15 protein-coding genes are annotated in these 23,816 nt (G+C 60.0%); 11 read left to right on the top strand and 4 right to left on the bottom strand.

All coding sequences use genetic code 11. The features are described 5' to 3' along the window. Window positions 1–8 precede the first annotated feature (8 nt). The 3 genes from CU048_13165 to CU048_13175 form a co-directional block, all read right to left on the bottom strand. A complete protein-coding gene (locus tag CU048_13165; GenBank protein QBR72057.1) occupies window positions 9–197 on the bottom strand; it encodes a hypothetical protein in 189 nt (62 codons plus the stop codon). Next, on the bottom strand, window positions 122–670 hold the full coding sequence (locus tag CU048_13170) for a GNAT family N-acetyltransferase (protein QBR72058.1): 549 nt from the start codon (window positions 668–670) through the stop codon (window positions 122–124). Before CU048_13170 ends, CU048_13165 begins: the two co-directional genes overlap by 76 nt. A 112-nt stretch (window positions 671–782) precedes the next feature. Further along, window positions 783–2,633: a cell division protein FtsH gene (locus CU048_13175; GenBank protein ID QBR72059.1), complete on the bottom strand. Its 1,851-nt coding sequence runs from the start codon at window positions 2,631–2,633 to the stop codon at window positions 783–785. Between the two features lie 334 nt (window positions 2,634–2,967). Between CU048_13175 and CU048_13180 the strand changes: the two genes are divergently transcribed. The 7 genes from CU048_13180 (at window position 2,968) to CU048_13210 (ending at window position 16,749) form a co-directional block, all read left to right on the top strand. Continuing rightward, the gene (locus tag CU048_13180; protein ID QBR72060.1) at window positions 2,968–5,475 is read left to right on the top strand and encodes a glycogen phosphorylase; all 2,508 of its coding nucleotides are present in this window, start codon (window positions 2,968–2,970) and stop codon (window positions 5,473–5,475) included. Window position 5,476: 1 nt separating this feature from the next. Further along, window positions 5,477–7,720 carry a 1,4-alpha-glucan branching enzyme gene (locus tag CU048_13185; GenBank protein QBR72061.1) on the top strand — a complete coding sequence of 748 codons (2,244 nt, stop codon included), beginning with the start codon at window positions 5,477–5,479 and terminating at the stop codon, window positions 7,718–7,720. Between the two features lie 64 nt (window positions 7,721–7,784). After that, entirely contained in the window at window positions 7,785–9,041 is a 1,257-nt protein-coding gene (gene glgC / locus CU048_13190; GenBank protein QBR72062.1) for a glucose-1-phosphate adenylyltransferase, read from the top strand. Continuing rightward, the gene (locus tag CU048_13195; GenBank protein ID QBR72063.1) at window positions 9,038–10,501 is read left to right on the top strand and encodes a glycogen synthase GlgA; all 1,464 of its coding nucleotides are present in this window, start codon (window positions 9,038–9,040) and stop codon (window positions 10,499–10,501) included. Before glgC ends, CU048_13195 begins: the two co-directional genes overlap by 4 nt. 46 nt (window positions 10,502–10,547) lie before the next feature. Beyond that, entirely contained in the window at window positions 10,548–12,176 is a 1,629-nt protein-coding gene (locus CU048_13200; protein ID QBR72064.1) for an alpha-D-glucose phosphate-specific phosphoglucomutase, read from the top strand. A 17-nt stretch (window positions 12,177–12,193) separates the two neighbouring features. Beyond that, window positions 12,194–16,489: a 4-alpha-glucanotransferase gene (locus CU048_13205; GenBank protein ID QBR72065.1), complete on the top strand. Its 4,296-nt coding sequence runs from the start codon at window positions 12,194–12,196 to the stop codon at window positions 16,487–16,489. Window positions 16,490–16,557: 68 nt separating this feature from the next. Beyond that, window positions 16,558–16,749 carry a CsbD family protein gene (locus tag CU048_13210; GenBank protein ID QBR72066.1) on the top strand — a complete coding sequence of 64 codons (192 nt, stop codon included), beginning with the start codon at window positions 16,558–16,560 and terminating at the stop codon, window positions 16,747–16,749. A gap of 33 nt (window positions 16,750–16,782) precedes the next feature. Here CU048_13210 and CU048_13215 read toward each other — a convergent pair whose 3' ends face one another. Further along, the gene (locus CU048_13215) at window positions 16,783–16,989 is read right to left on the bottom strand and encodes a hypothetical protein (protein ID QBR72067.1); all 207 of its coding nucleotides are present in this window, start codon (window positions 16,987–16,989) and stop codon (window positions 16,783–16,785) included. Between the two features lie 182 nt (window positions 16,990–17,171). On the opposite strand from CU048_13215, the gene CU048_13220 reads away from it, so the two are divergent. The 4 genes from CU048_13220 (at window position 17,172) to CU048_13235 (ending at window position 23,693) form a co-directional block, all read left to right on the top strand. Then, on the top strand, window positions 17,172–18,329 hold the full coding sequence (locus tag CU048_13220) for an efflux transporter periplasmic adaptor subunit (GenBank protein ID QBR72068.1): 1,158 nt from the start codon (window positions 17,172–17,174) through the stop codon (window positions 18,327–18,329). Window positions 18,330–18,332: 3 nt separating this feature from the next. Further along, the gene (locus CU048_13225; GenBank protein QBR72069.1) at window positions 18,333–21,452 is read left to right on the top strand and encodes a multidrug efflux protein; all 3,120 of its coding nucleotides are present in this window, start codon (window positions 18,333–18,335) and stop codon (window positions 21,450–21,452) included. A 61-nt stretch (window positions 21,453–21,513) separates the two neighbouring features. Continuing rightward, window positions 21,514–23,094 (top strand): peptide chain release factor 3, encoded by a 1,581-nt coding sequence (locus CU048_13230; GenBank protein QBR72070.1) that lies wholly within the window; start codon window positions 21,514–21,516, stop codon window positions 23,092–23,094. 170 nt (window positions 23,095–23,264) lie between these two features. After that, window positions 23,265–23,693, top strand: coding sequence for a hypothetical protein (locus tag CU048_13235; GenBank protein ID QBR72929.1), 429 nt, complete (start codon window positions 23,265–23,267; stop codon window positions 23,691–23,693). Window positions 23,694–23,816 lie beyond the last annotated feature (123 nt).

The following is a 23,816-nucleotide window of genomic DNA, read 5'->3' on the forward strand; positions in this document are numbered from 1 at the left end:
GTGATCGACTAGAGCCTGTTCCGAAAAAGTTGACCGACTTTTTCGATCAGAACATGCTCCCACTCGTTGAACTTGAGCGATTCCTTTTCGATCAGATGATTCCATCTGATCGGGAAGCGCTCTAGGAACAGAGGGGGCCGGGGCCCGCCGCATTTCCAAGCCCGAGGGGGCGTTGCATCATGACCGTGTCGGTCCATTGGCCGAACTTGAATCCGACCGAGCGCAATAGGCCGGCGCGTTCAAAACCAAATGATTCATGGAGATGCAGCGACGGAGCGTTGGCGCTGTCGATATAGGAAATCATTTGGCGATAGCCGGCATTCGCGCAGGCGTCGATCAAAGCGGGAAGCAGCTGCCGCCCGACGCCCGCGTGCAAATGATCCTTGTGCACGTAGATCGAATGTTTGACGGTGTAGCGATAGACTGGGCGCTTTCGAAACGGCACCGCGTAAGCATAACCGATGATTTGGCCTGCATGGTCGGCGACAAGATGCGGCAGATGGCGCTTCAGCATCGACTTGCGCCGCCGCTTGATATCGTCTTGAGCCGGCGGCTCGGTCGGGTAATCGCCGAGGCCATGCTGAACATGATAGGCGTAGATTTCGATCATCGCCGCGACATCCTCTTCCGTCGAGGGCCGCACGGTGATGTGGAAGGGTTGATCGAGCATTTGCTGGTTTCCGGGCAGGCAAGCCGCCGCTAGGACAGATTTCTAAGTTCATAGGCGGTCCGGCTCATCGGCGGATCCAACATTAGCGCATGAAGTTTTTATGACGGCGCCATCAGACTTTGACAGCCGGGGGTGGAACCGGGGTTTTGGGCGATTCGATCCTCTGGATAGGAGGAAATTCTTCTGCGGTAATCGCTTCCTTCGACAGTAAAAGTTCGGCCCCTGCGTCGAGATCCCCGCGCCGCTTGGTCAAAATGGCGCGTGCCTCGTCGAAGGCATCGGCGACAATATCGCGGACACTGAGATCGATCTCGCGCAGAGTCGCTTCCGAGGCTGGGGGCTTATCGACCGGCTGCCGGGCGAGAAACGCGCGCGGCGCCGGCCTATAGGTGCGCTGTCCGACCGATTGCGCCATGCCGTAGAGCGTCACCATTTCGGTTGCGATTTCCGTGGCGCGCTGGAGATCATCGGCCGCGCCGGTTGAGACGTCTTCGTCGAAGAGGAGGACTTCGGCGGCGCGCCCACCCATGAGCACGGATATGCGATGCCGCAATTCGCTTTCGGCCAAAACAAAGCGATCCTCGGTCGGGTGCTGGATCGTATAGCCGAGCGCGCCGACCCCGCGCGGGATGATGGAGACTTTCAACACCGGATCGACGCCGGGCAGGCTTGCCGCCACCAACGCATGGCCCATCTCGTGATACGCGACTCGGCGCCGCTCGGGCGGCGTCAAAATCCGGCTTTTCTTTTCAAGTCCGGCGACGATGCGTTCGATCGCGGCGGTCACATCCTCGAAAGTCACTTTGGCGCTGTCGCGGCGGGTCGCGACCACGGCCGCCTCATTGACGAGATTGGCGAGATCGGCGCCGGTGAAGCCCGTCGTCATGGCGGCGATACGATCCAGATCGATCGCCGGATCTACGACGATCTTGCGGACGTGCACCATCAAGATTTCGAGCCGTCCCTTGCGGTCGGGACGGTCCACGAGCACCTGTCGGTCGAACCGGCCGGCGCGGAGGAGGGCGGGGTCGAGGATTTCCGGCCGGTTCGTCGCGGCGAGCAAGATGACCCCGGTCGAAGGGTCGAAACCGTCGAGCTCGGCGAGGAGCTGATTGAGAGTCTGTTCCTTCTCGTCGAGGCCCCCGACATTGACCGAAGCGCGTGAGCGGCCGAGGGCATCGAGTTCATCGATGAAAATGATGCAAGGCGCCGCCTTGCGCGCCTGTTCGAAGAGATCACGAACGCGGGCGGCACCGACTCCGACAAACATTTCGACGAATTCAGAGCCCGATATCGAGAAGAAGGAAACACCGGCTTCGCCGGCCACTGCGCGTGCCAGCAATGTTTTTCCGGTTCCCGGTGGACCGACCAGGAGAATCCCTTTGGGAACGTGGGCGCCGAGACGGCCGAATGATTTGGGATTCTTGAGAAAGGAAACCACTTCCTGCAATTCGAATTTGGCTTCGTCGACACCTGCGACGTCCTTAAACGTCACCCTTGTGTCAGTCTCGACATAGACTTTCGCCCGCGACTTGCCGACCGTCATGAGCCCGCCAAGCCCTTGCTTGTTGGCGAAACTGCGAAAAAGGAAAAACCAAACCAGATAGAAAAAGATGGCGGGGAGGACCCAAGACAGGACGGTGCCTATGAAGCCTGTTGATGGCGCGCCGGAAACTTTGATGCCCTCGGCGCTGAGCTTGGCCGCGATTGCTGGATCAACCCGCACGGTCACGAATTTGCTTTTGCCGCTTGGCGCCGGCGTCTTGAGGGTGCCTTCGATCATATCCGAGTGGACGACGACGGAGGAGACATTCTTGTCTGCAACGAGCTGTTCGAACTCGCTATAGGAAATCGCCTCGGTTTGCTCGTAACTGGTCCAGATCTGCTGCAAAAGGAGAACGCCTGTGACGGCTGCGATGACATACCAGATCGTCCATGTCTGTTTCCGTTTATTGGACTCCATGGCCAATTCTTTCCTAAACTTGCAGGGGCGAGGAAAAGCAGGGCTTCCGCCTCGTTTCAATTGGTCGGATAAAGTCCAGGGGTCAAGCTGCGCGGGGCGGATTGCCTGGCAGCGGGCGGAAACTGATCTTGCGACGTCTCGGTGGCCTCCCTATAGTGGCGCTGCGAGCCGGCTGCGGACACCGAAGTAGAATCCCACGCCGATGTTTGTCGAAGCGCTTCGTGAGCGCCGGTCAGGAAACGCCGGGAACGGATCCATCGAGTAGGACTCGGGGGAATGCCCGGCGCGGCAAGGCGCGGCGGCGGCCCTGGGTGAACGAAGGAGGTCCGCCGCGATGGAAGTCGAAATCGTACCCCCGGCCGTCGAAAATGGCGCGCCCGCTGGTCCTCTCCGTGCGGAGAGCCGAACCGACGTCGCGGCGATCCGAAACGCAATTCTCGACAAACTTACCTATGCGATGGGCAAGAATTCGGCCGCCGCCGGTCCGCGCGACTGGTTCGTGGCGACCGCTCTGACCGTTCGCGACCGGGTTGTCGAACGCTGGATCGTCTCCACCCAGGAAACCCAACGGACCCGCCGCAAGCGGGTTTACTACTTGAGCCTCGAATTTCTGATCGGCCGTCTCTTGATCGATGCGCTGACCAATATGGAGATGATCGAACCGACCCGCGCGGCGCTGGCCGAACTTGGCGTCGATCTCGAAGAGCTGCGCGAAGTCGAGCCGGATGCCGCGCTCGGCAATGGGGGACTTGGCCGGCTTGCCGCCTGTTTCATGGAAAGCATGGCGACCCTTTCGATTGCCGCCTATGGGTACGGCATTCGGTATGACCACGGCTTGTTCCGCCAGCGGATCAAGAATGGGCGTCAGCTCGAATATCCCGAAGATTGGCTGTCGTTCGGCAACCCATGGGAGTTCGCGCGGCCGGAAGTCGATTACGATATCGGCTTTGGCGGCCGGATCGAAGCCGAACATCAGGCCGACGGAGCGGTGAAGCATATTTGGCATCCTGGCGAAACCGTCGAGGCCGTCGCCTATGATACGCCGATCCCCGGCTGGCGCGGGGCACATATCAACACGCTGCGGCTTTGGTCTGCGCGGGCGCCGGACCCGCTCCGGCTCGACATGTTCAACAGCGGCGATCACATCGGCGCATTGATGGACCGGGTGCGCGCCGAGTCGATTTCCAAAGTCCTTTATCCGAGCGATGCCACCCCCGCGGGCGAGGAACTGAGGCTCCGCCAGGAATATTTCTTCGCCTCCGCTTCGCTGCAGGATCTGGTCCGCCGCCACCTCGATCAGCATGGCACCATCGACTCGCTCGCCGATAAGGTCGCGATCCAACTCAACGATACCCATCCCGCCATCGCGATCGCCGAGCTGATGCGCATTCTGGTGGACCTCCATGACGTTCCCTGGCGGGACGCCTGGGCGGTCACCCAAGCGACCTTCAGCTACACCAATCATACCTTGCTGCCGGAGGCGCTGGAGACATGGCCGGTGCCGCTGATGGAGCGGCTTTTGCCCCGCCACATGCAGATCATCTATCTGATCAACGCCATTCATCTGGCCCAGATGAGCAAGCTGCCGGACGCGAATGGCGAGAGGTTTTCGGCGCTTTCGCTGATCGATGAGGCACATGGGCGTCGGGTTCGGATGGGTCATCTTGCCTTCTTGGGCTCGCACAAAATCAATGGCGTGTCGAAGCTCCATTCCGACTTGATGAAGGAGACGGTGTTCCGCGAACTCGACGCCGTGCTCCCGGGGCGCATCACCAACAAGACCAATGGGATCACCTTCCGCCGCTGGCTGAAGGAGGCCAACCCCGGTTTGACCGGGCTGCTGACCGAGGCGATCGGCGACCGGATCTTTGACGATGCCATGGTCTTGGAAAAACTGGCTGTCTTCGCCGACGATTCGTCGTTCCAGGAGCGTTACGCCGCGCAACGGCGGGCGAACAAAGTGGCGCTCTCGAAGCTGGTGCGGCAGCGGCTCGGCGTCGTGCTGGATCCCGATGCGCTGTTCGATGTGCAGATTAAACGCATCCATGAATATAAGCGCCAGATCCTCAATATTCTGGAGGCGATTGCGGTCTATGACGCAATCCGCGCCCAGCCGACCCGCGACTGGATTCCCAGGGTCAAGATTTTCGCCGGCAAGGCGGCGGCGAGTTACACGACGGCAAAGCTGATCATTCAGCTCGCCAATGATGTGGCGGAGATCGTCAACACCGACCCCACGGTGCGCGGGCTTCTTAAAATCGTGTTCTTGCCCAACTATAATGTCAGCCTCGCCGAGCGCATCATTCCGGCGGCTGATGTGTCCGAGCAGATTTCGACCGCGGGCATGGAAGCGTCCGGCACCGGCAACATGAAATTGGCCTTGAACGGAGCGCTGACCATTGGCACCCTCGATGGCGCCAATGTCGAGATCCGCGAAAAAGTCGGAGCGGAAAATATCTTCATTTTTGGGCTTACCGCCGACGAAGTTGAAGCGCATCGGCGGCAGAGCATCGATGGGCGCCCGGCCATCGAGCGCTCGGCCAAGCTCGCCGAAGTGCTCGATGCGATTGCCTCCGGGGTGTTCTCGCCCGATGAGCCTGACCGCTACCGTGGCCTTGTCGACGCCTTGACGCATAATGATTATTTTCTGGTGACCACCGACTTCGAGAGTTATTTCGATACGCAGCGCGCCGTGTTCAAACGCTGGCGCGACAAGCCGGCCTGGTGGCGCTCGGCTGTGCTCAACACGGCGCATATGGGCTGGTTTTCCTCGGATCGCACGATCAAAGAATATGCCGAAGAAATTTGGGACGTTCCGGTGAGGCCACCCGGAAAGGGATGAAATGGGTTGGTTCGGGCGAAGCCGGAGAGGGGATGATCAATCCGCCGCGAACCTGAAATGGCGGATCGGCGATGATGTCGTCCAGGCGATTTTGGCGGCGCGTCATCCGGATCCCTTCGCCGTGCTCGGGCCGCACGAGACCGAGGATGGAGTGGCAATCCGGGCCTTGGTGCCAAATGCCGACAGTCTGACCGTTGTACCCGCGGACGGGGAGGGGGCGGAGATCCCGCTTGCGGCGCGCGGCGACGGTTTTTTCGAGGGCATCGCCAAACATCGGACCAGCCGGTTTCCCTATCGGCTGCGAGCGTCGAATGTGGGCGGGACGTGGGACGTCATCGACCCCTATGCGTTTCCGCCCGTGTTGGGCGCGACCGACGATTACCTTCTCGTCGAAGGCACCCATCGCAAACTTTACGAGCGGCTGGGCGCGCATCTCATGCGCTTTGAAGGGATCGACGGCGTGCACTTCGCGGTGTGGGCGCCGCACGCCTTGCGGGTATCGGTCGTCGGCGATTTCAACGCCTGGGACGGCCGCAGGCATCAAATGCGCAAGCGGATCGATTCCGGCATATGGGAGATTTTTGCTCCGGGGGTGGGCGAGCGCGCCGTCTACAAATATGAAATCGTGGCGGACGACGGGCGTCTCCTTCCGTTGAAAGCCGATCCGTTTGGTTTTGCCGGTGAACTGCGTCCTTCGACGGCCTCGATCGTCGCCCGCACCGATCGTTTCACCTGGACCGACGCGGCTTTCTTGGAAAAACGCCGGGGCCGCGATCCCCGCCGGTCGCCCATGACCATCTATGAAGTTCATCTGGGTTCCTGGAGACGCGGTGCGGAGGGACGCTTCCTTACCTATGACGAACTCGCCCTGTTATTGATCCCTTACGTGGCCGATCTTGGTTTCACTCATATTGAACTGCTGCCGATCTGCGAGCATCCGCTCGATGCGTCTTGGGGTTACCAGCCGATCGGGCTTTTCGCACCGACGAGTCGCTTCGGCACCCCCGAGGCGTTTGCGCGGTTTGTCGATATGGCTCATGCGGCGGGGCTTGGCGTCATCCTCGACTGGGTGCCCGCGCATTTCCCGACCGACATCCACGGGCTGGCGCAATTCGATGGCCAAGCGCTCTACGAACATGCCGACCCGCGACTTGGGTTTCATCCGGATTGGAACACCGCGATCTATGATTTCGGCCGCCGGGAAGTGACCGCCTTCCTGGCCGCAAATGCCTTATTCTGGCTTGAACGCTATCATCTCGATGGACTTCGCGTCGATGCCGTCGCGTCGATGCTCTATCTCGATTATTCGCGAAAGCCGGGCGAATGGGTACCAAACAGCGATGGCAGCAATGATAATCGCGCCGCCGTGGCTTTCCTGAAACAAGTGAACGAACTCGTTTACGCCGACGGTCCCCGAACGATCACAATTGCCGAGGAATCAACCGCATGGCCCGGCGTCTCGGCGCCGACGTCCGCCGGTGGCCTCGGCTTTGGTTTCAAGTGGAACATGGGCTTCATGCATGACACGCTGGATTATATGGCGCTCGATCCGGTACATCGGCGATGGCACCACGACCGGCTGACATTTGGACTGCTGTATGCGTTCGCGGAAAATTTTGTGCTGCCCCTCAGCCATGATGAGGTCGTGCATGGCAAGGGCTCCCTTCTCGACAAAATGGCCGGAGATGAATGGCAGAAATTTGCAAATCTCCGTGCCTATTATGCATTCATGTGGGCGCATCCCGGCAAGAAGCTGTTGTTCATGGGACAGGAGTTCGCGCAGCGGCGCGAATGGAGCGAAAATCGCGGGCTTGACTTTGATCTTCTTGAATTTTCCCCGCACAAAGGGGTTCAGCTGCTGATCAAGGATCTCAATCGGCTCCATAAGGAGCGGGGTGCTTTGCATGCGCGCGATTGCGAACCTGAGGGATTTCGTTGGATCGTCGTCGACGACCGCGATCAGTCCGTGATTGCTTTTGCCCGCTTCGGAGCGGAAGGCGATCTCCCGGTGGTGATGGTCACGAATTTCACGCCCATCCCGCGGCATGGCTATCGGGTCGGCCTGCCTCGGTCCGGACGGTGGCGAGAAATTCTCAATACGGACGCAGAGATCTACGGCGGCTCCGGCCTTGGCAATCTAGGCGGTGTCACGGCTTCGGAAATGGCTTCGCATGATCTTCCAGCCTCGGCGGAAATGACCCTGCCGCCGCTCGCCACGCTTTATTTTCAATTCGCTGATCAATGACAATTTGGGGGCCGCGAATTTCCGCCAAGATTCTGGCGCACGGGAACCCGGGAGAGAAACGCGGATGAGATTGAGCGCGCCAATTGGGCGTCAGGCGATGGCCTTTATACTCGCGGGTGGACGCGGCAGCCGTCTCCTCGAATTGACCGATCGCAGGGCCAAGCCTGCGGTCTATTTCGGCGGCAAATCGCGGATCATAGATTTCGCGCTTTCGAATGCCTTGAATTCCGGCATCCGCCGGATCGGGGTTGCGACCCAATATAAAGCGCACAGCCTGATCGGCCATTTGCATCGCGGCTGGAATTTCTTTCGAACCGGCAGCAATGAAAGCTTCGACATTTTGCCGGCAAGCCAGAGAGTTTCGGAAAACCAATGGTATGCCGGGACCGCCGACGCCATCTATCAAAACATCGATATCGTCCGCGACCGTGAGCCGAAATATATGGTGGTGCTGGCGGGCGATCATATTTACAAAATGGACTACGAGCTGATGCTGCAGCAGCACGTCGACTCCGGGGCCGACGTGACCGTCGGCTGCCTGGAAGTGCCGCGCAAGGATGCGAGCGACTTCGGTGTCATGCAAGTCGATGCGGCCGGGCGAATCATTTCCTTTGTCGAAAAGCCGGGCGATCCGCCCTCAATACCGGGTGACCCGCACAATGCGCTTGCCTCGATGGGCATTTATGTCTTCGAGACAAAGTTCTTGTTCGATCAACTGGAACGGGACGCTGCCGCGCCCAAATCGAGCAGGGATTTTGGACGGGACATCATTCCCCATATCGTGATCGAGGGGAAAGCCGTCGCCCACCGGTTTTCTAATTCCTGTGTGCGTTCCTCGAATGAATTGGGCGCTTATTGGCGCGACGTCGGAACCGTTGATGCCTATTGGGCCGCCAATATTGATTTGACGGCCGTCGTTCCGGATCTCGACTTGTTCGACCGGGAATGGCCGATCTGGACCGACAATGCTGTGACGCCGCCGGCGAAATTTGTTCACGACGAAGATGACCGCCGCGGCCTGGCGGTTTCTTCCCTCGTTTCGGGCGGCTGCATCGTCTCCGGCGCGGCGATCCGGCGTTCGGTTCTGTTCACCGGTGTCCGGGTCAATTCCTATTGCGCGATCGAGAATGCCGTCATCCTGCCCTATGTCGACGTCGGCCGCTCCGCGCGGCTTTTCAACGTGGTGATTGATCGCGGCGTCAAGATCCCGGAGGGTCTTGTTGTCGGTGAGGATGAGGCCGCCGATGCCGCGCGATTCCGGCGCACGGAAAATGGAATTGTCTTGATCACCCAGGCGATGATCGACAGGCTCGCGGCATGAAGGACGACGTCACGGTCCTGGCGGTGGCGTCGGAAATCTATCCTCTGGTCAAAACGGGCGGCCTTGCCGACGTTGCCGGCGCGCTTCCGGGCGCGCTCGCCGCAGAGGGCGTTGCGGTGACGACTCTGGTGCCCGGCTATCCGAATGTGATGAGCCAGATCAAGGCCGCCGAGCTCGTCCTGGAGTCACCGGATCTTTTCGGCGCGGCGGCGAGGGTGCTGCGCGCAAATTCCGCCGGCCTCGATCTCTTCGTGCTCGATGCGCCGCATCTCTTCGACCGGGCAGGCGGACCTTATGTCGGACCGGACGGGCAAGAGTGGCCCGATAATCCCTTCCGCTTTGGCGCGCTCGGCCAGATTGCTGCGCGCCTTGCACATGGCGAATTTCCGCCCTTTGCGCCCGATATTGTTCACGCGCATGACTGGCAGGCGGGGCTGACGGCTGCCTATCTCGCGTATGACGGAAGGCCTCGGCCAGGAACCGTGATCACGGTCCACAATCTGGCCTTTCAAGGGCAATATCCGGCCGAACTTTTGAAAGCGCTGGACCTGCCGACCCGCGCCTTCACGATCGATGGCGTGGAATATTACGGGATGATCGGATTTCTCAAGGCGGCGCTCAGCCTTTCCGATCGGATTACGACGGTGTCTCCAACCTACGCCGCCGAGATTCTGACTCCCGCGCATGGGATGGGGCTCGACGGCCTCTTGCGCTCGCGCTCGGATGTCATGATCGGGATACGCAACGGTATTGATGAGGCCATCTGGAATCCAGCGGAGGACAAGCGGATTGCCGCCGTCTACTCGGTCCAGTCTCGTGCCAAGCGGCGCCTGAATAAGACCGCATTGCAAAAGCATTTCGGTCTCGCCGCCGATCCGGATCGGCTTCTCTTCGGTATCGTCAGCCGTCTCACCTGGCAAAAAGGGATCGATCTTATTCTTGCAAACCTTGGCGTTTTTGAGCGCCTCGGTGCCCAGCTCGCCGTGCTCGGCTCCGGCGAGTCTGCGTTCGAGGCTGACTTTCTGGCTGCGGCCAAGGGAAGAGCTGGGCGGGTTGGCGCGCTGATCGGTTATGATGAGGACGTCGCCCACGGGATCCAAGCCGGCGCCGACGCGCTGCTCATTCCCTCGCGCTTTGAGCCTTGTGGCCTCACTCAGCTTTGCGGCCTGCGTTACGGCGCCGTCCCGATAGCGTCCCGTGTCGGCGGCTTGGCTGACACGATCATTGACGCCAATGAAATGGCGATCGAGGCCAAGCAGGGCACGGGGCTCCTTTTTTCGCCGGTGACCGAGGAGGCCTTGGGTGCCACACTGGAACGCGCCAGCAAGATCTGGTCCGAGCCGAAGGTCTGGGATCGGCTTCGGGTAAATGGCATGAGAACCGACGTGTCCTGGCGGCGTCCCGCCGCCACTTATGCCAAACTCTTTCGTGAACTTTGCGCGAGCCGGACCCAAACATGAGACTTAAAAACTCTGACCCGATCCCTTTCTTGAAGTGGAATTGCGCATGATCGAAACCTGCCCCACCACGCCGTTTGACGACCAGAAGCCTGGAACCTCGGGCCTGCGAAAGAAGGTCAAGGTCTTTCAGAAGCCGCATTATCTGGAAAATTTTGTGCAATCGATCATCGATTGTCTCGACGGGTTTGCAGGCTCGACGCTCGTCGTGGGCGGCGATGGTCGGTTCTTCAATCGCGAAGCGATTCAGATCGTCTTGAAGATGGCAGCCGCGAATGGCTGCGGCAGGATCCTGCTCGGGCAAAGCGGGATCCTGTCTACCCCCGCGGCTTCAAATCTCATTCGAAAATACGCTGCTTTCGGCGGCATCATTCTTAGCGCCAGCCATAATGCGGGTGGGCCGGATGGCGATTTCGGAATCAAATATAATGCGGGAAACGGTGGCCCGGCGCCTGAAAAGCTCACCGAGGCGATGTTCGCGCGCTCCAAGATCATCACGCAATATAAGATCGTTGTGGCGCCAGACGTCGATATCGATGCGCTTGGAAAGGTGACTCTCGGCAACACCGAAATCGAGGTGATCGATCCCGTCGCCGATTACGTCCTGCTGATGCAGCAGCTGTTCGATTTTGCGCGGATCAAAACTCTATTCAAAGCAGGTTTTCGCCTGCGTTTCGATGCGATGTCGGCGGTGACAGGACCTTATGCAAAACGGATCTTCGTCGATTTGTTAGGGGCTCCCGCGGACTCGGTGTTGAATGGGACGCCTCTCCCGGCCTTCGGCGGCCACCATCCCGATCCCAATCTCGTCAATGCGAGACATTTGTTCGACCTCGCGATGTCGCCCGAGGGTCCCGATCTTTGCGCGGCTTCGGACGGCGACGGCGATCGCAATCTCATCATCGGCCGGGGTAGATTTGTCACGCCCTCGGACAGCCTCGCAATCCTGGCTGCGAATGCACATCTCGCCCCTGGCTATGCCGGCGGCGTCGTTGGCATTGCCCGCTCGATGCCGACAAGCCGGGCGGCGGACCGGGTTGCCGAGAAGCTCGGCGTGCCGTTTTTCGAGACGCCCACGGGATGGAAGTTCTTCGGCAATCTTCTCGACGCCGGAATGGCGACGATCTGTGGCGAGGAGAGCGCCGGCACCGGCTCGAATCACGTCCGTGAGAAGGACGGGCTTTGGGCGATCCTGCTTTGGCTCAATATTCTGGCCGTGCGGGGAGAGAGCGTGGCGGCCATCGTTGCCAAGCACTGGGCGGAGCATGGGCGGAATTATTACGCCAGACACGATTATGAAGAGGTCGATGCGAAGGGAGCCGAAGCGCTGATTGCGGCCCTTCGCGAGCAATTGGCAACATTGCCTGGAACGCTTTATCACGGTGCCGAACTCGTCGAGGCCGATGACTTTGCCTATCACGATCCGGTCGACGGCTCCGACTCGAAGCATCAAGGGATTCGTCTGCATTTTGCCGACGGCAGCCGGATCGTTTATCGGCTTTCCGGCACCGGCACCCTTGGCGCGACGCTCAGGGTCTATATCGAACGGTTCGAACCCGATCCGGCCCGGCAAAACGAGGACACCGAAATAGCGCTCTCCGATCTGATCGCCGCCTCGCGCGAGATTGCCCGTATCGCTCATTACACGGGCCGCCTCGAGCCGAGCGTGATCACCTGAGCGGCGGCAGCGGACCGATGGCGTCGCCCCGCATCACGGCCGGTCGACCTGAACCGCTCGGGGCTGTCTGCGATGGCTCCGGCGTCAATGTCGCGGTCTTTTCCTCCAGCGCGGAGGCGATTTTTGTTTCGCTGTTCGATCCGAGCGATCGGGAGACCGCGCGCCTCTTGCTTCCCGGACGGACCGGCGACGTATTCCATGGGCACATCGAGGGCGTTGGCGCGGGCGCCCGCTATGGCCTGCGCGCTCAAGGCCCGTGGAACCCTGCGTCGGGGCATCGGTTCAATCCGGCGAAATTGCTGGTCGATCCCTTTGCGACGCGACTCGATCGCGCGTTAAATCTTGACTCGTCCATGTTCGACGCCCGCATTCACGGCGCCATGACCGATGATACCGACAGCGCGCCCTTTGTCTCCAAGGCGATTGTAGAATCTCCTTTGCCCTTTGCGCCACCCCGCCAGCCGAGCGTCGAATGGCGTGATCTCATCATTTATGAAATGCATGTTCGCGGCTTCACCAAATTGCGCGAGGAGATTCCCGAAGCAATCCGGGGAACTTTTGCCGGACTCGCGCATCCGGCCTCGATCGACTATCTGACGCGGCTTGAAATCACCGCAGTCGAGCTTCTGCCGATCGCCGCCTGGATCGACGAGCGGCATCTTCCTCGGTTGGGCCTGACGAATTATTGGGGCTACAATCCGATTGCCATGCTCGCTCCCGATCCGCGCCTTGCGCCGGGGGGGTGGGCCGAGATACGCCAGGCGGTGGATGCGCTGCACGCGGCCGGCATCGCCGTCATCCTCGACATTGTGTTGAACCATACCGGCGAAAGCGACGAACTGGGCCCGACCTTATCGCAGCGCGGACTCGACAATGTCGGCTTCTATCGGCTCCGCAGAGACAATCGCGCCCTTTATGTCAATGATGCCGGCTGCGGCAATGTGCCAGCGCTGGAGCGCCCGCAAGTGATGCGCTTGGCGCTCGACGCTTTGCGCACCGCGGCCATTCGCGCTGGCATCGACGGCTTCCGCCATGATCTTGCCTCGGTGCTGGGCCGTCAGGAAGGCGGGTTTGATCCCGGCCATCCGTTGCTTGCATCCATCGGGCAGGATCCCTGGCTGAAGGATCTCATTCATATTGCCGAACCTTGGGACATTGGCCCCGGGGGTTATCAGCTTGGAGCCTTTCCGGCCGGCTTTGGCGAATGGAACGACAAGTCGCGTGATACTTTCCGGCGTTTCTGGCGCGGCGATGCCGGCATGATGGGCCCGCTCGCGACACGGCTTGCCGGATCGGCGGATATATTTGCGCCGCGCCATCGGCCGCTGTCCAGGTCGATCAATTTTGTGACCTCGCATGACGGCTTTTCGCTGGCCGATCTCGTTGCCTTCACAAACAAGCGCAACGACGCCAATGGCGAAGGCAATCGCGACGGCACGAATGACAATCTTTCCTGGAACTGCGGCATTGAGGGTCCGACCCTCGACGCCGGAGTGGCCGAGCGGCGCGCCGGCGACGTCCGGGCTCTCCTCGTCACGCTCCTTGCCGCGCGCGGGACGCCGATGCTGAGCATGGGCGATGAACTCGGCCGCTCGCAAGAAGGTAACAACAACGCCTACGCTCAGGACAATGAACTCGCCTGGATCGATTGGGCCGGCGCCGAATCTTCCCGCATCGATTTCGTTGCCAAACTTGTCCATCTGCGCCGGTCGGTCGGCGCGCTCAAGGCCGAGGCGACGTTGACAGGTGCGCCCGTCGATGACACCGGCTGTCCCGATGTGGAATGGCTGACCGCCGAAGGCCGGCCCTTTGCGACGCGGGATTGGGAGGATCAAGGCACGCGGACGATTGTCGCCGTGTTTTACGACCCGGGCGAAGCGGACGCCGCTGGCGGGCTCGGTCCGAGCCGAGCCGCCGTGCTCTTGAATGCGAGCGACGGCGCTGTCGAGGTCAGCGTGCCTGGATCGCGCGAGAATCGCGGCTGGAGCGTTGCGATCGATTCCGCCCGGCCGAACCAGGCGCCCTATGAAGTCGACACCGAATGTTTTCGTCTTTCCCCGCGGTCTGCGTCGATCCTCGTCGAGCAGGAGGCCAGCAAAGAAAAACGCGGAACGCGCGGCGTTGCCGACCATGTCCTCGACGGCCTCGCGACGGCTGCCGGCATTGCGTCGCAATGGTTCGATGTCCACGGCAAGCTTCACCAAGTTCCGGTGGATACGAAGCTTTCATTGCTCGCCGCGCTTGGCTTGCCCGCGACCTCCACGGCGGACGTTCGCGCAGGCCTCGCTTTACTTGCACAGGACCGCGAACTCCGACCGGTTCCGGTTGCAACGACGTTCCGCCAAAATGGAGCCAGGACGATTCGGCTGGGCGGGCAACTTGCCCGAGATCGACCCGTCGTGCTGACGATCGCCGATGAGGACCGTGCCGCGCGGCGAATCGAGATTGCCGCGGGCGACGGGTGGCGGAGCGAAACGATTGCCGCCGATGGGCGCAGGGCGACGATCCGTGAGGTGGCGCTGCCGAGCCTACCGCTTGGAAGATATAGAATATGGGCGGAGGAGGCTCCGGAAGCTCCTGGCCATCTCGCGGTTGTGCCCGATGCTGCCTATCTGCCCGCAACGCTCGCCGCGGGCACCAAATCTTTCGGGATCGCGGCGCAGCTTTATGCCTTAAGGCGGCAAGCAAGCATTGGCCCGGGCGACCAGCCCGCCGGCGACCAGGGATTGGGCGATTTCACAACGCTGCGACTCCTCGCCGAAGAGGCTGCGGCCGCAGGGGCTGTCACTGTCGGGCTCAATCCCCTGCACGCCTTGTTCGCGAGCGATCCGGATCGTGCGAGCCCCTATCATCCATCGGACCGGCGCTTTCTCGATCCGCTCGCCATCGACGCGTTCGATCTGCCACCAGCCCTGAGGACGGAAAAACTAGCCGCGGCAATTGCGGAGGCCGGACCGCAAGCAGCGCAGCTTTCGGCACGGCCATTGGTCGACTATCGCGCCGCCGCAGCGCTCAAAGGCCGCATATTTAGAGTTCTGCACGAGGCGTTCCGCGACCTATCGCATCATCATCCGCAGGATCCGCTCGTCGCTGAGTACACCGCGTTCGTCGATGCCGGGAGCGAGACGCTGCGCAATTTCGCAATCTTCGCGGCGATCGAGGCGAGCGTCGGTGGCACGCTCGAAAAATTCCCGGACTCTCTCAAGACGCCACGCAGTCATGGCGTGGCGGCCTTCGCGGCCGTTCATGAAGAAGCTGTCTCGCGCGCGATCTTTCTTCAATGGCTGGCCGACCGCCAATTTGCAACCGCCGCGGACAGAGCCCGAGAGTGCGGGCTTAAACTCGGGTTTTTTCGCGATCTTGCGGTTGGCTGCGCACCGGACGGAGCGGAGGCATGGGCGGAAGCGGAACGTTTGATGCAAGGGGTCTCGATTGGCGCGCCGCCGGATTCGCTTGGACCCAATGGGCAAGTGTGGGCTCTCCCGCCTTACGATCCGCGGGCGCTTGCGCGCGATGGCTTCGAGTCATTCGGCCGCCTGATTGCCGCGAACATGACCTATGCGGGCGTCTTGAGAATTGACCATATTCTCGGGCTCAAACGACTTTTCCTCGTGCCGCAGGGGGCGACGGCTGCCGATGGGGCCTATCTTGCCTATCCGTTCGACGATCTTGTCGGACACCTCATGCTGGAAAGCCAGCGGGCGCAAACGGCGGTGGTTGGGGAGGCCCTTGGCACAGTGCCGGAAGGTCTCCGCGAAGAACTCAGCGCAGTTCAAGTTCTTTCCTACTGCGTGATGCGTTTCGAGCGAGAGGGGGAGAAATTTTTTCCGCCTCACCATTATCCTCGTTTAGCCGCCGCCTGCGTCGCAACGCATGATTTGCCGACGCTGGCCGGCTGGTGGCAGGGAGCGGATTTGGCGGAGGCGGCGCACCTTGGCCTGCTGCCCGATGCGAGCGCGGCTTCCGTCGTACGCGACGCCGAGAAGAGGGCGCTGATGCAAGCCGTGGCCGCTCCAACCTCCAGGGATGCGGCGCTCCTCGAAGCTCAGCTCACCGCCACAACTTCCGCCGCTGTGCATGGTTTCGTGGCTCGCTCGAACGCCCTGCTTGCTTTAGTTCAGGCTGACGATCTCGTCATGGAAACGGTTGCCGTCAACATGCCCGGAACCGACCATGAGCGGCCGAATTGGCGCCGCAAGTTGAGCGCGCCTGTCGAGACATTGTTCACGCTTCCCGCGGCGCAGGCGATATTGAGCGAGGTCCGTGCCAATCGAGACGTGCCGGCGGCAACCGGAGGCGAAGACTCGCCTTAGGTATTACGCGGAACCATGCTGCCACTTTGCAGTTCAACGCCGGCGTGTAACCCCGCAAGGAGTCCGACATGGACAAAGAACACATCAAGGGCGCAGCCCAGAAGGCCAAGGGAAGCATTAAGGATGCGGCCGGGGCGCTGACCGGCAACAAAAAGATGCAGGCGGAAGGAAAGGCCGACAAAATGGCCGGCTCCGCGCGTCAATCAGCCGGCGATCTCAAAGACGCTGGCCGCAAGGCGGTCAACAGCATCAAGCGTTGATGCCTCCACGAATCCGAAATGGACCCACGGCCATTAGAAGCCGTCGAGTCCTGCCTTCGAAATCGCTGCCTTTCCGGCAGCTTTTTTTTGCCTGAACACGTAGAGTTGAAAGGCCCTGGCGGCGCCTTCGCCGTAGTTTCGCCGGCTTGTCCGGTTTGGAGTGAAGCACAGCCTGTTGATGAGCTGGCCAATTAGGATTATGCACGTGGCCCAGGTGCCTTTGGCCGGGCTTGCCGTCACGAGAATGATGAAAATTGTCCAAAGCTAAAGCGACTTAAGAAGCTTTCTAAAAGCAGGCATCGATTCTTATATACTCTTTGGGAGTTTGCGGCTGTAAGAGCCGCGCGCGAATTCGTGGATTCCGATACCTAGACCGCTACAGTCGAAGTCCAGTTAGTTTCATAACCACATCGGTCCATCACGTGAAGCGAATCGTCATTTTCATTGTCGTACTTGCGTTCCTGGCAACCCTTGGTGTCGGCCTTGGCTATTTTCAATTCGTCATCAAGCCGGGAATGATCAAGTCGTTCATAAGTCAAGCTGCGCCTCCGGCTCCTTCGGTGTCGGTGGATACGGCACGAATCGAAACCTGGGCGCCGCATCTGCCGGCAATCGGCACGTTCAGAGCCTATCAAGGCGTCGACATTGCGCCTCAGATTGGCGGTGTGATCGTATCGGTGCGTGTTGAGTCGGGGCAGGAGGTCGAAAAGGGAGCTCCCCTGTTCGATATCGATAATTCGGTCGAGCAAGCCGATCTTAGGAACAATCTTGCGGTCCTGAAGAACACTAATCTTGTGCTGGAACGCCAGCGTCAGCTGATTCAGGGCGGGAATACCGCCAAGGCCAATTTCGATTCTGCCGAGGCCGCGCGGGATTCGGCCGAAGCGGCGGTCGAACGGGTCCGCGCCATCATCGCGCAGAAAATGCTGACCGCCCCCTTTGCCGGCAAAATCGGCATTCGCAAGCTCGATCTCGGCCAATATGTATCGCCTGGAACCCCCCTTATTACCTTGCAGCAGTTGGACCCCATTTTCGTCGACTTTCCCATTCCGGAAAAATCGCTGGATATGCTGAAACCCGGTCAGACGGTTGACGTCGTAGTCGATGCCTATCCGGGCAAGACGTTTGAAGGCACGATCAAGACGATTGATGCGCGAATCGCGCAGGAAAGCCGCAATGTCTGGGTGCGGGCTCAGCTCGACAACAAAAAAAGACAATTATTGCCGGGCATGTTTGCCAATGTCAGCGTCGTCGCGGGAACGCCCACTCAGGTGGTGACTCTGCCGCGGACTGCGGTGAGTTACTCGCTCTACGGCGATAGTGTTTTCGTCGTGAAGCCGATGGCACCGGAGGGTGGCGGCGCCCAGGCGGCTCCCGCCAACCACGACGTGCGCATGAAAACCGAGCGCCGCTCGGTGCGCGTCGGTGAAACAAGAGATGACCGCGTCGCCATCCTTGAGGGCGTCGCCTCCGGCGAAATTGTCGTGACCGAGGGCCAGCTCAAACTTGAATCGGGAGCGCCCGTGCGCGTTGACCCGTCCGCGCATATCGAACCGCCCGCGGTGCGGCCGAAGGAATAAAGCATGTCCTTTACAGATATCTTTATCCGGCGGCCGGTCCTTGCCAGCGTCGTGAGCCTTTTGTTGCTCCTGGTGGGACTCCAATGCGGGTTCAAGCTGCAGGTCCGCCAATTTCCGGAGCTGGCTTCGACCACCATCACCATCACGACGGCCTATCCAGGCGCCAATGCGGATGTGATCAAGGGGTTCATTACAACGCCCATCGCGCAGGCGGTGGCGAGTGCCGAGGGCATCGACACGCTGGTATCGAACTCGCAGCAAAACGCCTCGACGATCACGCTCAATCTTCTTCTCAACGCCAACGCCGACCGCGCGGTCGCGGATGTTTTATCGAAAATAAATCAGGTCAAATATGTTCTCCCGCGCGAAGCGTTCGATCCGGTGGTCGTCAAACAGACCGGCGAATCGACGGCCGTTCTTTATATGTCGTTCAACTCGAAGACCCTGAACCCCTCGCAAATTACCGACTATTTGAACCGGGTGGTGCAGCCAAAGCTGCAGACGATCGACGGCGTCGCCAACGCCCAGATCCTTGGAGGTCAGACCTTTGCGATGCGGGTTTGGCTCAACCCCAATCGAATGGCCGCGCGGGGCGTGACCCCCTCGGATGTTTCGCTCGCGTTGGCTGCTAATAATTTCACCAGCGCCCCCGGACAGATCAAGGGCGACTTCGTCCAGACAACCATCAACGCCGAGACGTCGCTCAATTCCGCCCGGGCCTTCGGACAATTGGTCATCGCAGCGCGCAACGATGCGTTGATACGGCTGGGCGATATTGCCGACATCGAGCTCGGCCCACAGTCGGTCGATTCCTCATCGACATTCGACGGACTGAAGGCCGTCTTTGTCGGCATCTATCCCACGCCCACGGCCAACCCGCTCGATGTCATCGACGAGGTTCGCAAGGCCTTTCCCGAAATTCAATCGCAGCTTCCCGCTGGCCTCGATGCCTCGATTGCCTATGATGCAACGAAATTCATTCGGGCTTCCATCTACGAGGTCGAGAAAACCCTTCTCGAGGCCGCGCTGATTGTTGTCGTGGTGATCTTTTTGTTCCTCGGCAATTTGCGCTCGACGATCATCCCGATCGTGACGATCCCGCTGTCGCTCGTCGGGGTGATGATCGTTCTTTATGTGCTGGGCTATTCGATAAATCTATTGACCCTGCTCGCGCTCGTCCTGGCGATCGGGCTTGTGGTGGACGACGCTATCGTGGTGGTCGAAAATATCTACCGGCACATGGAAGAGGGAATGAAGCCGGTCGAGGCGGCTTTGCAGGGTGCACGCGAGATCACCGGGCCGGTGATCTCGATGACGATCACGCTTGCTGCCGTCTATGCACCAATCGGCTTTGTTTCCGGTCTGACTGGCGCCTTGTTTCGGGAATTTGCTTTCACCCTTGCGGGCTCGGTCATCGTTTCGGGCATCGTCGCCCTCACCTTGTCGCCGATGATGTGTTCCCTCCTCCTGAAGCCGCCGCAGCCGGGAGGGCGCGGCTTTGCCGCTTTCCTCGACCGGATGTTTGAACGGCTGCGGCTGCGTTATCAACGGCGGCTTCACAAGACGCTGAATTTTCGCGCCCTGACTGTGCTAATCCTCGTCGGGATTTTGGCGATCACGGCCTTGTTGTTCATCACCACGCCCAAGGAGCTGGCGCCGCAGGAGGATCAAGGAGCGATTTTCGCTTTGATCAAGACTCCGCAATACGCCAACCTCGATTATATGGAGAGGGCAACGGCGCAAGTCGGAAAAGCCGCCGACGGCATTCCCGAAAAGGATCACGTGTTTCTCATCAATGGCGAAGGAAGCGTGCATCAAGGCTTTGGCGGTCTTATCCTGCAGCCGTGGGGTGAGCGCAAGCGCAGTCAAAAGGAGATCATGGAATCTCTCCAGCCAAAGTTCGCCGATGTGACCGGAGCTCAGGTCCTCGCCTTTGGGCCTCCACCGCTGCCGGGTTCGACCGGGGGTCCTCCGCTGCAATTCGTGATTCGGACGATTGCGGACTACCAGCAGCTCGTGAATGTCATGGCGGAGGTCGAAAAAGCCGCGCGCGAAAGTGGGCTGTTTATCTTCACCGATAGCGATCTCAAATTCGATCTGCCGCAGATCGATTTCAAGATCGACGCCGATAAAGCCAATCGGCTCGGTATCAGCATGATGGATATAGGCACCTCGCTCGCGACGTTGCTCGGTGGCAATTATGTGAACCGATTCAGCCTGCACGGCCGCAGTTATCAGGTCATTCCACAGGCGCCGCGCGAGTTCAGGCTGACGCCCGATTGGCTCACTCGCTATCAGGTGCGCACCAGTTCCGGTTCGCTGGTTTCGCTTTCGACGGTTGCGAGCGTGTCGACAAGCGTGCAGCCGAATGGATTGCCGACTTTTCAGCAATTGAACTCGGCCACCTTGCAAGGCGTGCCATATCCTGGACGCACGCTCGGCGAAGCCATCGATTTTTTGCAGCAGAAAGCCAAGGAACTTCTGCCGCAGGGCTATAGCGTCGATTTCCAGGGTGAAAGCCGGCAGTTTGTTCACGAAGGCAATACGCTGCTTATCACATTCATCTTTGCGCTCATCGTGATATTTCTGGTGCTCGCGGCACAATTCGAAAGCTTTCGTGACCCTTTAATTATTCTGATCGCTCTTCCGACATCGATGTTCGGCGCGCTTTTGCCCCTGAACCTCCTTGGGGTCGTCGGCATGGCCAGCATGAACATCTATTCGCAGATCGGCCTCGTCACCCTGATCGGCCTCATTTCGAAGCATGGAATCCTGATGGTCGAATTTGCCAACAGGCTGCAGGAACACGAAGGGTTTGCTCGCCGTGAAGCCATCGAACATGCGGCCTCGGTGCGGTTGCGTCCGATCCTCATGACCACGGCGGCGATGGTGGTCGGCATGATCCCCTTGATTTTTGCCGAGGGTGCCGGCGCGCAAAGCCGCTTCGCGATCGGGATTGTGATCGCCGGGGGCATGAGTATCGGCACGATTTTCACGCTCTTCGTAACGCCAGCGGTCTACACGCTGATCGCGCGCAATCACAACAAGGAGAAGCGCCCGGCGCAGCTGGAAGATGTGCTTGCGGAGCGGCGCTCTCCCGAGTCGCGTTCGGCCGCCGAATGAAAAAGACGGGGCTGCGCGTAGTGCATTTTATTTTCCCGATGGCTCACGGCGAAGCATCGGCATGAGCACGCTCGATCCGGTCGCCCGGCGGCGAACCTTCGCCATCATCTCGCATCCCGACGCGGGGAAGACCACGCTCACTGAGAAGCTATTGCTTTTCGGCGGCGCGATTACGCTTGCCGGCGAGGTCCGCGCCAAAGCGAACCGGCGCCAGACCCGCTCCGATTGGATGGGGATCGAACGCGAGCGCGGGATCTCCGTCGTCACCTCGGTGATGACGTTCGAATATGGCGATTGCGTCTATAATCTTCTGGATACGCCGGGGCACGAGGACTTCTCCGAAGACACTTATCGCACGCTGACGGCGGTCGACTCCGCCATCATGGTGATCGACGCGGCAAAAGGCATCGAAGCGCGGACGCGCAAGCTGTTCGAAGTGTGTCGCCTGCGCGATATTCCGATCCTGACCTTCATCAACAAGCTCGACCGCGAGACGCGGGACCCTTTTGAACTTCTGGACGAAATCGAGCAAACGCTCGCGCTGGATGTCGCGCCCATCACCTGGCCGCTGGGGCGGGGCCGCGGCTTTGTCGGCACCTATGATTTGCAGCGCAACGTGGTGCGTCGGCTCGATCGCGATAGCGAGCCGGTATCGGTCAGCGGCCCTGGCGATCCCTTCCTTGCGAGCCTCCTCGGAGAGACCGATCTTGCGTCCATCCGCGAGGAGATCGAACTCGCCCGCGAGGGACTAAAGCGATTCGACCGCCAGTCGTTTTTGCAAGGCCATCTCACCCCCGTTTTTTTCGGCAGCGCCTTGCGAAATTTCGGTGTCGGGGATCTCATCGAGGCGCTCAGGGATTTTGCACCGCCGCCGCATGGGCTGGAGGCGTCATCGCGTAGCGTCGATGCACGGGAACCGAAGATGACAGGCTTCGTGTTCAAGATTCAGGCAAACATGGACCCCAATCATCGCGACCGGATCGCTTTCATGCGGGTATGCTCAGGCAAATTGACGCGCGGCATGAAGGCTAGGCTCGTGCGCACCGGCAAAAATATCGCGCTCAATTCGCCGCAATTTTTCTTCGCCCAGGATCGGCAGCTTGCCGAGGAAGCCTATGCCGGCGATGTCGTCGGCATCCCCAACCACGGGACGTTGCGGATCGGCGACACATTGACCGAGGGGGAGGAACTTGTGTTTCGGGGCGTGCCAAGTTTCGCGCCGGAAATTCTTCGGCGGGTCAAAATCGGCGATGCCATGAAAGCAAAGAAATTGCGCGAAGCTCTCGGCCAAATGGCAGAGGAGGGCGTGGTCCAGCTGTTCCTGCCGAATGACGGCTCCGGCGCAATCGCCGGAGTAGTGGGCGCCCTGCAGCTCGATGTCCTGGCCGAGCGGCTTGAGGCCGAATATGGCCTGGGGGTCAGTTTTGAGACGAGCCGGTTTGAATCGGCCCGCTGGATCGCCGCGAAGATTCCGGCCGAGTGCGACAAATTCATTCACGCGCATCCATCGTCCATGGCTCGCGATTTGGACGGTTCGCCGGTTTTTTTGGCGGCCTCGGCGTTCGACCTCAGATATGAGCAGGAGCGATGGCCGGAAATTATTTTTTCGGACATCAAGGATTATCAAAAGGCGGCTGCCTGAGCTCCCAGCAATATTGTTGATAAAAATTATAGAGAAACCATCGAACAGAAAAAAGAACCTTCACAGTTATGTAGAAAGCAGGCCGTGAGCGCTCTATATCTTCTATGGCCGCGCGGGCGTTAAATCTCGGGACATTTGGGGTCGCCGGCGCGCTTAAGAAGGAGAACATCATGGATCGTCGTGAATTCATCGCAGCCGCCGGAACCGTCGCAGCGGTCGCCTCGGCTTCACAGGCCTTTGCCCAGGCCGAAGAGTCCAACATGCATCCGCCTAAGTTTAAAGCTCTTGAGGAATCATCCTCGAAGTGCGTCGCAACGGGCAACGATTGTCTGCGGCACTGCCTGGGCATGTATGCGATGAAGGACACGAGCATGGCCGGCTGCGCCGAATCGGTCGTTCAGCTCATCGCCGCGTGTAACGCGCTGCAAACTTTGGCGGCGGTCAATTCCGAGCACACTGGCCATTTTGCCAAGGTCGTGGAAATGATTTGCACCGACTGCCAAAAGGAATGCGACAAGTTCCCGAAAATTGCGGAATGCAAAGCCTGTGGCGAAGCGTGCAAGGCATGCGCGGAAGAATGCCGCAAGGTTTCCGCCTAGGCCATGGTTTTGGGCCGGCGGCTTCTTCTGTCCGGCCCTCAACGCCCCACTGAAAAATCGCGGGCTTGGCTTGCGCGTTTCCACAGCGCAGAATGAGCCGTGCAACAGATTCTTCATTCTCAC

Source organism: Beijerinckiaceae bacterium, from assembly GCA_004564215.1.
Classification (GTDB): domain Bacteria; phylum Pseudomonadota; class Alphaproteobacteria; order Rhizobiales; family Beijerinckiaceae; genus Methylocapsa.

Bases quoted from the DNA above. Each gene is read 5' to 3' on its own strand.
- CU048_13165 (QBR72057.1), bottom strand. From the start codon at position 197: ATGGACCGACACGGTCATGATGCAACGCCCCCTCGGGCTTGGAAATGC.
- CU048_13170 (QBR72058.1), bottom strand. From the start codon at position 670: ATGCTCGATCAACCCTTCCACATCACCGTGCGGCCCTCGACGGAAGAG.
- CU048_13175 (QBR72059.1), bottom strand. From the start codon at position 2,633: ATGGAGTCCAATAAACGGAAACAGACATGGACGATCTGGTATGTCATC.
- CU048_13180 (QBR72060.1), top strand. From the start codon at position 2,968: ATGGAAGTCGAAATCGTACCCCCGGCCGTCGAAAATGGCGCGCCCGCT.
- CU048_13185 (QBR72061.1), top strand. From the start codon at position 5,477: ATGGGTTGGTTCGGGCGAAGCCGGAGAGGGGATGATCAATCCGCCGCG.
- glgC (QBR72062.1), top strand. From the start codon at position 7,785: ATGAGATTGAGCGCGCCAATTGGGCGTCAGGCGATGGCCTTTATACTC.
- CU048_13195 (QBR72063.1), top strand. From the start codon at position 9,038: ATGAAGGACGACGTCACGGTCCTGGCGGTGGCGTCGGAAATCTATCCT.
- CU048_13200 (QBR72064.1), top strand. From the start codon at position 10,548: ATGATCGAAACCTGCCCCACCACGCCGTTTGACGACCAGAAGCCTGGA.
- CU048_13205 (QBR72065.1), top strand. From the start codon at position 12,194: ATGGCGTCGCCCCGCATCACGGCCGGTCGACCTGAACCGCTCGGGGCT.
- CU048_13210 (QBR72066.1), top strand. From the start codon at position 16,558: ATGGACAAAGAACACATCAAGGGCGCAGCCCAGAAGGCCAAGGGAAGC.
- CU048_13225 (QBR72069.1), top strand. From the start codon at position 18,333: ATGTCCTTTACAGATATCTTTATCCGGCGGCCGGTCCTTGCCAGCGTC.
- CU048_13230 (QBR72070.1), top strand. From the start codon at position 21,514: ATGAGCACGCTCGATCCGGTCGCCCGGCGGCGAACCTTCGCCATCATC.
- CU048_13235 (QBR72929.1), top strand. From the start codon at position 23,265: ATGGATCGTCGTGAATTCATCGCAGCCGCCGGAACCGTCGCAGCGGTC.